The following is a 13,134-nucleotide window of genomic DNA, read 5'->3' on the forward strand; positions in this document are numbered from 1 at the left end:
GGCACCGACGATTCCCGGGCTCGGTTCAATGGGAAGAGGTGAAACTAGCGGACTGGTCGAGGTGGAACGCAGAGCCCGAAGTTGTCGGGGTCCACCCCATGTGCAGGGCGAGCCGAACAGCCACAGCAACACCGGACGGCAGTACAGGCTTAGCGTCGCGAGCGACCCAGTTGCTCGGATGCGGTTGGTCCGTGGTGACCACGAGCGTGATCCCTGGGGTGTCTGCATGCTCGACTGCGAACGTGCACGGCGACCAGGCCAAACCCTGGGAGTACGTAGGTCTGCCTCGCAGCCGCCAGCGGTAGACCGTGCCGTCGACGACGATCCGTCGTGATCCCTTATGGACCAGTGCCATCACACCTCCTTCAACAGCGCCGATGCTAGCGAGCCCGGCCCCGCCGTCCGTCTCAGTTTCCGTCTCATTCAGCGCCGTTCGCGGCCGTTCAAACAAGACCGAAGCCTGTAGTCGCGCCAGTAACCGACCGCCCATGAACGCAGGCGAACGCTCCCGTACGCGGCCCAGCAAGGCACCACCACAGTTGCGTGTTGGGGGCAACCCCTCACGAGTTCGAATCTCGTACCCTCCGCCATTGCTCCCACCGGGCAATACGCCGATGGGCCGCCGTCCGGTGCGGGACTTGGTGTTCTTGGGCGAAGACACGCCCTAGGGCTCACCCTGGCCAGGGCCGCCCGCGCCAGGCTGACCGTCCTGTGGGCCCGCGTCGGCTCGTGAGGCGGTGAGTCAGGCACCTGATCTCGGCGAGGCCGAGGCGGATGAGGGTGAGCTGGGAAGCGGCCTGGGGAACCGGTGCGCGAACCGTCGTGCAACCGCCCCGCCGTGGAACCGCCCGCCGTGGAACCCCCGGGCACGGCCGCAGCCGTACGCGAAGGCCCCGCTCGCCATCGCGTGGGACAAACAGGGTGGACCAGCAAACCGCTCGTACGCTCGCGGCCGTTGATGAATCTAGGTTAAGCGCGCGGTCACGCTGCCGCCGTGGTGGCGCAAACTCGCCCTCGTAGGACTTAGTCCGGCACAGCGGACAGCTCGTCCGTCTGCGGATCGGATGGAGTCATCGTGGGAAGTTTCACCAGAAGGAATTTCATCGGCGGACTCGCCGTGGTCGGCGCGGCCGTGGTGGCGGGGCCGGTGGCGGCGGCGTCCGTGGCGGCGGCGTCCGCGCGGGAGGGCGAGACGTGGGAGTTCATCGGCAAGGACGTGTTCACTGGGGAGGCCGAGAGTTCGCGCAGTCAGGGCGTCACTACTGACGGCACTCACTGGTACTTCTCCAGCAGCAACGGGCTGGAGATCACGGATATGCGGTACAACACACTCTTCAAGAGCTCGCCGGCCATTCCGGCCGAACTGGCCAACCCTTCACCGCTCGCCTACAAGGGCCTGAACCACATCGGCGACATCGACTACGCCAACGGCAAGCTCTACATCTCGCTCGACACCAGCACGCGCGATTCGGTTACCGGCAGCAGGTACGACACGCCGGTGTTCGCCGTCTACAACGCCGCCCGTCTGAGCTTCACCGGCCAGGCCGTTGCCCTGAACCCGCCGCACGGCGTGCAGGACATCGCAAGCTGGGTGGCCGTCGACGCGCACAAGGGCCTCGCCTACGGCATGGCCTATGACAACGCGACGGAGATCGCCGTCTACAACCTGCGCGACTGGACGTTCAAGAGATACATCCCGCTGTCGCAGACGATCGACCAGGCGCAGGGCGGCAAGATCCATAACGGCTGGATGTACTTCGCCTCGAACGACTCGGGGAAGAACATCTCCCGCGCCAACCTGACGACCGGCGAGGTCCAGGTCCTCTTCAATCTCAAGGTTCCCTACGCCCAGGAGGTCGAAGGCCTGTCGTTCCTGGAGACGCGGAACGGTCTGACCCTCAACATCCTCAACCGGGAGCAGCCGGACCCGAACGGTCCGAGCAACGTCACCTTCTATCACTACCGGTTGAAGGTGACGGGCACACCGGTCATCAAGGGCTCGCCGAAGGTCGGCGGGTACGTGACTGCCGACCCGGGCAAGTGGGTCCCGGATGCGAAGTTCAGCTACCAGTGGCTCGTGAACGGCAAGCCGGTGGCGGGCGCGACCAGGTCGCGGTTCCACCTCGCCGGAAAGTACCGCGGTGACAGGGTGAGTGTTCAGGTGACCGGCACATGGGCCAACGGGACGTCGAGCACAGTCGAGTCAAGGCCGGTGACGGTCGGTCGTGTCCGGCTCCGGCACGAAGAGGTGAGGGGTCACAACGCGCACTGACCCCCGTTGTGACGACGTAGCCGGGCCGCGCCTCCGGGTGGCGGTGATCCAGTGGGGGCGGCCCGCACCTGAGCGTCTTCGAGGCCGGTTATCGCATCGCACCCCGGATCTCGCTCGGCGTGGGCGTTCCCCGCGCCTCCCGTCCTGAGGCGCCCTCCCGTCCTGAGGCGGCCTCCCCATCCTTGAGGCGCCTGATCAGGCCACGGCGCGCCGACGTCGGCGTCAGGCCACGTTCCGCCGACGTCGGCGCTTGAGCCGGACGAGCAGCGACCAGCCGAGGAACAAGCCCATCGCCACGCGCTGGCCCGGCTTCCACGCGTCCTTGAACAAGGTGTCTGTAAAGGCGTACCAGCCGAGGGAAAATGCCCCACCCACCAGATGCGCAAGGACGAATCTCTCCTGCCACGTGTCGCAGATTTTCCCCGCTCCGCCCCGCACCATGTGCCCCTGCCCCACCGCTGAGTGACCACCGCCTGACCGACCAACTCGGTTGCCTGGTAAAGGAGTTAGCGAGCCGGGTGAGTGCCCGCCTCTCTCGTCCTGGCCCGCGCGATCTCGCTCTCGACCGCCTTGCGCGTCCCGTGCGTGCTCGGCATCTACGACTTCGCCCTCAAGAACAGGTGGGAACCGAGCGGGTGCTGTTGGTCGAAGCCGGGGAGGATCAGGAAGGTCGCGCTGGCGGTCGTGGTGGTGAAGGGCAGCAGCGCGTCGGAGGTGTCCATGCGGGTGAGCGTGGCCGTGAAGGTCCGCAGGTCGTTCTGGAAGCTGATGAAGAGCAGGCCGGGGGCGGGCTCGTCGGTGCTGTAGGAACGGCGGAGCATGTGGCCGACGCCGACCACGGTGGGGTTCGCCCTGCGCACGTGGGCGTCCACGGGGACGAGATAGCGCCCGTCGGGCGTCTTGGCGCCGAGTTCCGGGCCGGAGGCGACGGTGCCGCCGGAGAGGGGTACGCCGCTGGCCCGGCGCCGCCCGAAGACCGCCTCCTGCTCGGCGACGGACAGGGCGGCGAACCGTGTCAGGTCGAGTTCCATGCGCCGCAGTACGGCCAGGGTGCCGCCGGCGACCGCGGGGGGCCCGGCCAGCCACAGGTCACGTTCCTGCTCGGCGATCGTGTGCGGGCCCACTATGCCGTCGATGAAACCGAGCAGGTTGCGCGGTGCGGTGCGGCCCTTGGCGACCGGCACGTCCGTACCGCGGCGTCCGGACTGCCGCCAGCGTTCGCGGACGCGGTCGCCGGCCTGGTCCAGGAGCGCGGCGGCGACGACCGGTACGAGCAGCGCGTCGCCGGCGCAGATCTGTATCAGCAGATCACCGCCGCGCGCCTGCGAGGCGATCCGCTCGCGGGAGAACCGCGGAAGGTCGGCCGCGCCGGGCAGCGAAGCACCGGCCGTCCGCACCAGCCGCGGACCCACGCCGACAGTCACGGTCAGGTCACCCGGGGACAGGCCCAGCAGCCGCGGGTCGGACCCGGCGGTGAGGGCGCGGATGGTCTCACCGAGTTCGGCCAGTAACGGGCCGGGCGCCACTGCGGTGCCGAGGTCGGCCACCACGGCCAGCAGGTTGCGCTGGGCCGTCTCGGGAAGTGTGACGCCCGCCTGATGCCGGCCGGTCGCCGGAACCGGCGTGGGCACGGCCGCCGCGGAAGGGGCGGGCCGACCCGGCTCGGTGGAGTCCCATGAGCACCCGGCGACGAGACCTGCGGCCACGGTGGCGCCGGTGACATCGAGGAACGCGCGGCGTGACGGGTGGCGATCGGCGCGGTGCATGGTGTGCAGAGTGCCACACCCGCCTCGCGTCTGCCGCTCAACCTCCTTGTTCCGGCGGGGAATTCGCCGCCATGCCAGACTGGGATCATGTCTCGATCAGCTCTTCGCGTGATGGCGGGGTTACTGGGCGCACTGACACTGGTGGCCGGCTGCAGCAGCGGTGGCGGCGACGACGGATCGGACAAGGGCCGGCGGCCGGAAGGCGCGCGGGTGACAATCCGTGTGCCCGGCGACGCCCCGACGATCTCGGATGCGGTGTCCCTGGCCCACCCCGGTGACCTGGTACTGGTGGCTCCGGGGGTGTACCACGAGTCGGTGAAGATCGACACGGCTCGCATCACGCTGCGGGGCGAGTCCCGGCACAGGGTGGTCATCGACGGGCGGTTGCGGCAGCCGAACGGTGTGGTCGTCGCGGCGCCCGGGGTGGCCGTGGAGAACCTGACCGTGCGGAACAATACGCAGAACGGGGTGCTGGTCACCGGTTCGGCGGCGGCGGTCGCCGGACTGCCGGGGAGCGGCGGATACGACACCGGCGATGAACCCGTCAGCCTTCTGAAGTCGTTCCTGGTCTCGTATGTGACCGCGACCCGTAACGGCCTGTACGGCATCTACGCGTTCTCCGCGCAGAACGGTGTCATCGAGCACTCCTACACATCGGGCGGGGCGGACTCGGGGATCTATGTCGGCCAGTGCAAGCCGTGTCGGATCGTGGTGCGGGACAACGTCTCCGAACTCAACGCGGTCGGTTACGAAGGCACCAACGCCGGCGGCGACATGTATGTGGTCGGCAACCGTCTGGTCGGCAACCGCGTCGGACTGACCACCAGCTCCGACCACCAGGAGAAACTGCTCCCGCAGCGCGACGCCGTCGTCGCCGGCAACCTGATCGCGGACAACCAGCAGACGCAGACCCCCGAACAGGCCGACGGCGGCTGGGGCATCGGTATCGGCGTCGACGGCGGCAGCGACAACCGGTTCGTCCGCAACCGGATCACCGGCAACACCAACGCCGGGCTCGTGATCACCGCGACCGCCGACCTGACGGCGGACCGTAACCGGATCACGGACAACACCTTCACCGCCAACGGCGTCGACATCGGCTGGACGTTCCCCACCGCCACCCGCGGACAGGGCAACTGCCTGCGGGGGAACGCGCTTCGGACGACCGTACCCGCAGGGCTCGCGGACACCGCGTCCTGCCCGGTTCCCGCCAAGTCCCCCACGCCCTCCGGCAGTTGGGCGAGTCCGACGGCGCCCGCAGGCATCCCGTTCACCGACGTAGCCGCGCCCGGCCCGCAGCCGGAGTTCCCGCATGCCACCACCACCGGCGCCTCGGTCGTGCCGGACGTTCCGGCACTGCCGGACATCACGGACATCGCACTGCCGTCGCCGTCGCTGCTCGCCGCCGGTGCGCGGGTGCAAACCTCGTGAGCGGCAACTACGGAGCCGGTGTGGCTCCGGGCACCGGCTGGACGGGGACGTACGCCTGGGTGTCGAAGTCGAGGACCACCGGCTGCGGCTCCGAGGCGATACTGACCTGGACGCGGTACATGGTGCCGTCCGAGCCGATCCAGTAGCGCACGGTCTGTGACGTACTGGCTTCGGTACGAGCTTCGGTACCGGCTTTGCCAACGGCGTCCGGCCCGTTCATGATGTCCGTCCGATGGCCGTGCACATCGTCCTGCCCGACCCATGCGGCGCCGCTCTGCGGCAGCAGTGCGGCGTTGTCCGGCCGGTCGCTGCCGAGGCTCAGCGCGATGGCCAGCGAACTGTCCAGGGTCATGCCCGATGTCCGCAGCGGACGGCTGTACCAACCGGACGCGGGCGGCGACGCCGGTGCGGCCGCCGGGGGGTCTGTCATGGGGTGGACGAGGACGGTGGTGGCCGTCCACCGGATCAGCCCGTCGCTGGACGTGTCGCGCCCGGTCCCGCGCACCACCCCGTAACCGGTATGGGTGCGGTAGTCGATGGATCCGGTGACGACCAGCCCGCCGGCGGCGTTCGGTACGTTGATCGTCACCGCCCGGCCACCCGCCTGGTAGTTGAGGAACCGCGTGATCGCCAGCCGGTTCACCTCGTCCGGGGTCAACGCCCGCGGGGCGGTGGGGCCACCGCTGTTGCCGAGGAGGACGAAGGCGGTGGTCGCGGCAGCCGTGATGCCGATGGCGGCGACTGCCACCCAGCGTAACCTTGGCCACCGGCGGCGCCTGCCTGCCTCGCGCCCCGGGCGACCCCGCTTGATGTCGATGCTCCGCGTTCTGATGCTCCGCACGCGGCGCGATCGTAACAGGTCTCTACAGAGGCACCCGTGAACTCTGCGTTTACCAGACATGACGTTCCGTCAACTTGTAGGATCGCCCTGGAATTTGCCGCGTTGGCGTTAGCGTAGGACGACGTAAAGGAGCGCCATGCCATTACGTGGACTGGTACGGATGGGGCTGTCCGGCCTGTTACTGGTGGGGGGCGGCACAGGCGCGATCTTGGCCGGCGCCGGGCAGGCCGGCGCTTCGGCCTCCGACGGCACCCTGACCGTCGAGGTACTGCGGGACTTCTTCGGCACCGGCGTGATCAACTCGACCATGGACGTGCCGCAGCGGGGAATGAAGGTCGATGTCGCCGACCTCGCCGGCCATCACGTCACCGGTGTCACGGATGCCACCGGAAAGGTCGTCGTGCCGCCGTCGACCGAGCTGACCGGCGGCCGGTATCGCGTCGATGTCACCGTCCCGGCACCGTACAGCGACTATCTGCGGGCGGCGCCCGCCTCGACCGCACCGAATCACTTCGACAGCTTCACCACGTTCGTGGACGTCTCGGACGGCAAGGACGCCTCGGTGATCACCGGGGTCTGGGACCCGGCCGACTACGCACTGCCCGATTCCCGCTATTTCGTACCGATCCAGAGCGGTGCCGGCGGGACGGACACCCGGGCACTGGTGGCGTTCGGGACAGGCGCCCGCGGCAACTGTCCCGACCAGCAGGCGTGCCCGGAGGTGCTCAACACCCAGGACCAGGTGGGCACGACCTTCGGGCTGGCCTACGACAAGTACCGCGAGCAGCTCTTCCAGTCGGCGTTCGCCCGGCGGTACACCGAGTACGGGCCGGACGGCGGTGACGCGATCTACACCGTGCCGGCCGACGGCGGGGGCGCCCCGAAGCTGTTCGCGAAGGTGCCGGGCGCCGCGGAGACGCCGCACGACACCGACAACCTGATCAAGGACGCCGGGTTCACCGACGTACCGGGCAAGGAGAGCATCGGCGGCCTGACCCTGTCGGAAGACGGCTCGACGCTGTACGCGGTGAACCTGCGCACCCGAAGCCTGGTCGGCTTCGACGCTACCGGGGCCACGGCATCGGCGCCCGAGGCGACGGTCCCGATCCCGGACCCCGGCTGTGCGTCGGCCGAGGACTGGCGTCCGTTCAGCCTGGCCACCCACAACAACACCCTGTATGTGGGCGGTGTGTGCAGCGCGGAGAGCACACAGCAGCGCGCGGATTTGAAGGCCGTCGTCGCCACCTATGACGGCGAGCGGTTCACCACCGTGCTGTCCCAGCCGCTGACCGCCGAGCGCGGGAGCGTGCTCACCGGCAACTCCGGCCGAGACCAGGTCAACCACTGGAACCCGTGGAACACCGACCTGGAGGACTGGGACACCTTCAACGTGAACGGCCCGATGATCGATCCGCAGCCGGAACTGGCCAGTATGGCCTTCGCCCGCGACGGCTCGATGGTCCTCGGCTTCCGCGACAGGTTCATGGACGTCGTGAGCTGGGGCGGGCTGGACCCGAGGCCGGGCAACGACACCCCGCAGAACGGCATGTCCGGCGGCGACATCAGCATGGCCTGCGCCACGCCCACCGGCGGGTACGAGTGGGAAGGCACCGGAAACTGCCCCGACCACGCCACGGACCCGACCCTTGACGGGGTCCAGCCCAGCAGCGTCGTCGAGTACTTCCCGGGTGACTTCTTCCCGAACGGCGGCTCCGCGACCCAGCCCGGGCCGCACCAGGAGTCCTCGCTGGGATCGGTCGCCTACATCCCGCAGCAGCAGTGGGTCGTCAGCACGCAGATGGACCCGACCGGCCAGGTCATTACCAACGGAACCGGCTACTACGACATCGCCACCGGCCTCGGCCCCGGCAACGACCCGGCCGCCAACGCCTACCAGTTCATCGGTCCGAACCAGAACGGGTTCGGCAAGGCCGGTGGCCTCGGTGACATCGCGTACGCCGCGGCGAACGCGCCGATCCAGATCGGCAACGTGGTGTGGTACGACGGCGACCACAACGGCGTCCAGGACCCCGGGCACGTGCTGCTGCCGGGTGCGACGATCAACCTGCTGGACGCCGATGGCAAGAAGGTCGCCACGACCACGACCGATGCCGCCGGCGAGTACTACTTCGGTGGTGTCGGCGCGGAGTACGAGCTGACACCGGGCGCCAAGTACACCGTGCAGTTCGATGTGTGCACCGCGGACACCAGCGAGGTGCCGGGCCAACCGGCCGCCGCCGACCTGCGGTTCACCCTGCCGCGGACCGGTGACGACCGGGTACACGACTCCAATGTGACCCCGCCGACCACCGGCCGGCTGTGCAATGGGTACGCCCCGGTCACCGCACCGGCCACGCCAGGAGGGGTTGATCACACGATCGACGCCGGCGTGTACATCCCGCAGGCGGCATCGCCGACACCCACGCCGCCCGCATCCACGTCCCCGACACCGACACCGGTGCCGCCGACGGGCCCGGCGCCCAACACCCCGGCACCGGCCGGCCGGACACCGGGTTCACTCGCAAACACCGGCATGTCCGACCTGGGAGAGACTCTCGCCCTCGTCGCCCTGCTGCTGGGTGCGGGTGCGGCAGCCGTCCTCGTCAGCCGAAAGCGGCGCGCCAGGCACCGCTGACACCCGAAACCCGAAAGCCGAATTCCCCGACGGGCCGGTGCGATGCACCGGCCCGTCGGCATGGACGCCCTCGCCAAGGGCGCGGACCTTCGCCCACACGGTTACGGACCTGCACGGTGACCAACTGCCGGAGTGGATCGAAGCGGCCAGAACTGCTGCCGACCTGAACGGTCTCCGCCGGTTCGCCAACACCTCGAACGCGACCCTGACGCCGTCGTACGGGGAAGCAGGTCAAGTGTGGGGCGGCCACCAAGACCGGCAAGCGGTGTCAGAACCCGGCGATGATCGGCTACTCCTGCTGCCAGTTGCACCGAGGCGAATGGACCCCGCCGCAAAAGAAGAAGACCAAGAAGCGCTGACTCAGCGCGCTGCTGTCGGGCAGACCACCTTGTCGCCCGATCCGCCCCGCGCCGCCACTGGGTGGGGCGGTGGCCCTGGTTGCGGTTCCCCTCGCGGGCGCCTCCGTTCACCAGGACACGGATGGAATCCGCTTCGGCTCCGTCCACGACCTGGCTGGTCAGCTGGTTGCCACGGAAGACCACCGCGGCGCGTCACGCGTCCGGATGCGCCATGTCGTCGATGCGGCCGTCGGTCGTGGGCGTGATGGTCTGCCCGGCTCCGCTAGTCGGCTGAACCGCGGAGCGCGGAACGCGGACCAGCACAGGGTCCCGCGTCGGCCGCTATGTCACATCGGCGCGGGACCCCGGGGCGACGCGTCGCCCAGGGATTGTCAGGCCGCGGACTCGTGCGAACCGGCCGGTTCGGACAGCAGGCGGGCGCTGAGACGGTCCGGGCTCGGCCAGCGGACGTCGTGGACCCAGCCCAGCTTCTCGAATATCCAGATCAGGCGTGCCGCCGGGTCGATCTGGCCCGGCAGCACGCCGTGGCGCGCGCCCGTGGGGTCGGCGTGATGTGAGTTGTGCCAGCTCTCGCCGAAGGACAGCAGTGCGAGCGGCCAGAAGTTGGTGGCCTTGTCCCGGCTGGCGAACGGGCGCCGGCCCGCGACGTGGCAGACCGAGTTCACCGACCAGGTGACATGGTGCAGCAGCGCCATCCGCATCACGCCGGCCCAGAAGAACCCGCTCAGCGCACCGGCCCAGGTGCCGGTGACGAGCCCGCCGACCAGCGCGGGGGCCAGGAGCGAGACGGCGGTCAGCAGCCCGAAGAGCCGACCGATGAGCCGTAGATCGGGATCGGCGGCGATGTCGGGCGCGAACCTGGCCCGGTTGCTCAGTTCACGCTTCAGCATCCACCCGACATGCGCGTGCAGAAGCCCCTTGAGCAGCGCGCGCGTGTCGGTTCCGAAGCGCCAGGGCGAGTGCGGGTCACCCTCGCGGTCGGCGAAGGCGTGGTGGCGGCGGTGGTTCGCCACCCATTGGACCGGCGAGCCCTCGACCCCCAGCGAGCCCGCGACGGCCAGGGCGATGCGCAGGCCCCGCTTCGCCTTGAACGAGCGGTGCGTGAAGAGGCGGTGATAGCCGACCGTGAGGCCGGCTATGGACACGAGGTAGGCAGCCACGGCCATGGCGACGTCCAGCGCGGACAAGCCCCATCCCCACGCCAACGGCACCACGACGATCAGGCAGATCACCGGGCCGACGACGAAAATCCACATCGCCACCGCGGCCGCGGACGTCTGCGGGGCGTCGAGCAGCGGCTTGACCTCGGCCGCGGCGACGGCGTCACCTTCGGCGGCGGCCTGTTCGGGTCGGCCGGTGTCGCTCGGGTTCATCGGTTCCTCGCCGTTGCTCGAGCCTTTTCGGACGGGGTGCCGGACCCACCCGGATCACGCGCGCGTGCGCGCGCTTTCGAGCGCACTCGGCGGCCCACGGCACACGATCGCACCGGACCGGCATCCACGCAGGTCGTCGCTCATGTCCAGCATGTGAACGTCGCGGGGCTAAATCTCCTTCACGTTCCGGCGGGAGCTCCCGTCCCCCGTCGGTTGCACAACACCGGACGGCTACGCGGGCCGAGGGGTGCCCGGAACGCGAAGTTCCAGGCACCCCTCGGTGACGGACACCCCTCAGTGACGGACACTCCTCGCCGTCGGGCACCCCTCGGTCTCGGGCACCCCTCACCGTCGGGCAACCCTCCGTACCAGTCGGTCAGTACAGGGCCTTGTAGCCCTGCCACCCAGTGCCGATCTCGGCGCGCGGACCGAAGGAGCCCTTGCCGTCGCCGTTGTTGCGCCACAGCTTGCCGGAGGTGTCACGGGAGACGATGTCCGCCCTCCCGTCCCCGGTGATGTCGCCGGCGCCCACCACGACGTTGTAGGGGGTACCCCAGTTGTCGGCCACCTTGACCCGCGCCCTGAAGCAGCCGGTCGCGGTGCCCGCGTACCGCCACAGTTCGTTCGACGTGTCGTGCGCCAGCAGGTCTCCGTACCCGTCACCGTTGAGGTCACCGACGCCGATGATCTTCTTGTAGCCGGACCACTTGGAGAAGATCTTCACCCGTGCCGCGAACTTTCCGCTGCTTGTGGCCTTGTACAGGTAGATGTCATTGGTGGACGCCTGGCGGGCGATCAGGTCCGCGCGGCCGTCACCGGTGATGTCGCCCGGTGAGGTCAGCACGTTGTACTGGTTCCAGCCCGACGTTGCCAGCGTGGTGTACGGCGTGGAGGTTGTCAGGGCCTTGCCGCACCCCGGCCGGTACGCCCGCAGCGCACCGCTGCTGAGCCGCACGAGCACGTCGTCGCAGCGGTCACCGTTCAGGTCCCCGAACGGCACCGCGGTGATCGAGGCCGGCCAGCCCGAGGCCGTCGTCTTCTTCGGGAACTTCCCGGCGCCGTCCCCCTGGTGGAAGGTGAGCGCACCCGAAGGGGTGAGCGTGAGCAGGTCACCGATACCGTCGGACCCGACGTGGTCGCGCCTCACGGCAGTGCCGACGGCAGTCGCAGGGTTGCGGCGAACGGGCCACCTGGTTGCGAGATGAACTGTCGCGAAAATCGGTGACCGAGATCGTGCAGTTCCAGGTGCGCCTGGATGAGGTGACGCAGGAAGCGTTCACCTGGGAGTTGTGGGCAGCGGCCGATGAAGCCCTCTCAGCTTTTGGCTCCGGGCAACCAACTTCGGTGCCCGAAGTGGTCGGCAGGTGGGCCAGGCCGTGAACGGGCCGGACAACAGCACTGATAACCAGGCGCTGGATCTCGTTGCAGGCCAGCGGAATCAGGTCGCCCGGCGTTGGGCGGTGTGCGTGTTCGTCGGCGCAGACGACGGGTAGGAAGGCATGGGCCGACATCGCGAGGGTGACCCAGCGGGCCCAGGAAGGGTAGCGGCGGACCTGATGCTCATCCGGTCCCGCTGGCGCGGAACGGGCCTGCGCCGGTGGTCATTTCGGCTGAGCAGGCCACCGCGAGAACATAGCCGATGCCGCGGTTCTTCAGCGCGGACCGCAGTTTCGGGTTGCCGCCCTAGGCCTCGCCACCCGTGACCCAGCCGACGCGATGTCCGGTGTCCAGGAACCGTTCGATCGTCACCTGTGCCAGTTCCGGCTTGGTTACCAAGACGGTGTCCTCGCTGAGCCCCGCGGCCCGACAGCCGTCCGGAGCGCGCGTCCAGGAGCACGGGATGTACGGCTCCCGGTCCACCGCCGCGTGCCCGCGCTCGCCGGCGTAGACGAGGCAGACAGCGACCTGGGAGTTCTCGATCCGCCCGGCAGCGCCGGTGTACTGGCGCTGGACCCCGACAGTGTGAGTGCCCTTGTTCACATCGCCGGTCTCGTCGACGACCAGTACAGCGGCCTCGTCCTGGAGGTGCTCGACGACGTACTCGCGCGCGTCGTCACGGACCGCATCCGCGTCCCAGGAGACCCGGCACAGCAGGTGCTGCATGCCGCGGGGTCGATTCCCCGACTCACTCCGCGATCGTCCAGCAGTTCTTGCGCGGCAGGTCAGACAGCAGACCCAGCACCAACCGCCCCGCCCGCAAGCAGGGTTCGACCCACGCGAACCGACCCGCGATCCGGCCCGTGGCCACCTCGAACGCCTCCCGCCAACGGGCGGGATCTATGCGGGTTCTCCGCAGGCTGCCTGGTGCGCGAACACTCAGGAGTCCCTGGCCATGCTGCTGCAGTTCGGCAATGCCGGCGCTAACACGATCGCCGACCACCCCACCGTGCTGACGGAGGCGATGCAGCGGATTCGCCTACTGCGTAGGGACCTCCGCCGCGGGTGCACCGCTTGACT

General features: G+C 69.1%; 8 protein-coding genes and 1 pseudogene. 4 read left to right on the forward strand and 5 right to left on the reverse strand.

The features are described from left to right. Nucleotides 1-1,075 precede the first annotated feature (1,075 nt). Complete coding sequence (locus ACFU9P_RS27875) at nt 1,076-2,272, forward strand: twin-arginine translocation signal domain-containing protein (RefSeq protein ID WP_384085907.1); 1,197 nt, start codon at nt 1,076-1,078, stop codon at nt 2,270-2,272. 596 nt (nt 2,273-2,868) lie between these two features. Here ACFU9P_RS27875 and ACFU9P_RS27880 read toward each other — a convergent pair. Beyond that, nucleotides 2,869-4,038 carry a Dyp-type peroxidase gene (locus ACFU9P_RS27880; RefSeq protein WP_384085910.1) on the reverse strand — a complete coding sequence of 390 codons (1,170 nt, stop codon included), beginning with the start codon at nt 4,036-4,038 and terminating at the stop codon, nt 2,869-2,871. Between the two features lie 87 nt (nt 4,039-4,125). On the opposite strand from ACFU9P_RS27880, the gene ACFU9P_RS27885 reads away from it, so the two are divergent. Beyond that, a complete protein-coding gene (locus ACFU9P_RS27885) occupies nt 4,126-5,469 on the forward strand; it encodes a right-handed parallel beta-helix repeat-containing protein (RefSeq protein WP_384085912.1) in 1,344 nt (447 codons plus the stop codon). 7 nt (nt 5,470-5,476) lie between these two features. Here the strand turns inward: ACFU9P_RS27885 and ACFU9P_RS27890 are convergent, their stop codons facing one another. Then, nucleotides 5,477-6,196: a hypothetical protein gene (locus ACFU9P_RS27890; protein WP_384086360.1), complete on the reverse strand. Its 720-nt coding sequence runs from the start codon at nt 6,194-6,196 to the stop codon at nt 5,477-5,479. Nucleotides 6,197-6,470: 274 nt separating this feature from the next. On the opposite strand from ACFU9P_RS27890, the gene ACFU9P_RS27895 reads away from it, so the two are divergent. Then, entirely contained in the window at nt 6,471-8,945 is a 2,475-nt protein-coding gene (locus ACFU9P_RS27895) for an SdrD B-like domain-containing protein (RefSeq protein ID WP_384086363.1), read from the forward strand. Nucleotides 8,946-9,675: 730 nt separating this feature from the next. Here ACFU9P_RS27895 and ACFU9P_RS27900 read toward each other — a convergent pair. Together ACFU9P_RS27900 and ACFU9P_RS27905 are read right to left on the reverse strand one after the other, a co-directional pair. Next, complete coding sequence (locus ACFU9P_RS27900) at nt 9,676-10,677, reverse strand: acyl-CoA desaturase (RefSeq protein ID WP_384085915.1); 1,002 nt, start codon at nt 10,675-10,677, stop codon at nt 9,676-9,678. Between the two features lie 376 nt (nt 10,678-11,053). Continuing rightward, the gene (locus tag ACFU9P_RS27905; protein WP_384085918.1) at nt 11,054-11,824 is read right to left on the reverse strand and encodes an FG-GAP repeat domain-containing protein; all 771 of its coding nucleotides are present in this window, start codon (nt 11,822-11,824) and stop codon (nt 11,054-11,056) included. Nucleotides 11,825-11,898: 74 nt separating this feature from the next. On the opposite strand from ACFU9P_RS27905, the gene ACFU9P_RS27910 reads away from it, so the two are divergent. After that, nucleotides 11,899-12,057: a hypothetical protein gene (locus tag ACFU9P_RS27910; RefSeq protein ID WP_384086366.1), complete on the forward strand. Its 159-nt coding sequence runs from the start codon at nt 11,899-11,901 to the stop codon at nt 12,055-12,057. On the opposite strand, the pseudogene ACFU9P_RS27915 reads toward ACFU9P_RS27910, so the two are convergent. After that, nucleotides 12,048-12,925, reverse strand: a pseudogene (locus ACFU9P_RS27915) (IS701 family transposase); the annotation flags it as partial. The gene ACFU9P_RS27910 and the pseudogene ACFU9P_RS27915 sit on opposite strands and share 10 nt — an antisense overlap. Nucleotides 12,926-13,134 lie beyond the last annotated feature (209 nt).

The sequence above is a fragment of the Streptomyces sp. NPDC057617 genome (assembly GCF_042800555.1).
Classification (GTDB): Bacteria; Actinomycetota; Actinomycetes; order Streptomycetales; family Streptomycetaceae; genus Streptomyces.

Coding starts and splice junctions, on each gene's coding strand:
- ACFU9P_RS27880 (WP_384085910.1), bottom strand. CDS start 4,038: ATGCACCGCGCCGATCGCCACCCGTCACGCCGCGCGTTCCTCGATGTC.
- ACFU9P_RS27885 (WP_384085912.1), top strand. CDS start 4,126: ATGTCTCGATCAGCTCTTCGCGTGATGGCGGGGTTACTGGGCGCACTG.
- ACFU9P_RS27895 (WP_384086363.1), top strand. CDS start 6,471: ATGGGGCTGTCCGGCCTGTTACTGGTGGGGGGCGGCACAGGCGCGATC.
- ACFU9P_RS27900 (WP_384085915.1), bottom strand. CDS start 10,677: ATGAACCCGAGCGACACCGGCCGACCCGAACAGGCCGCCGCCGAAGGT.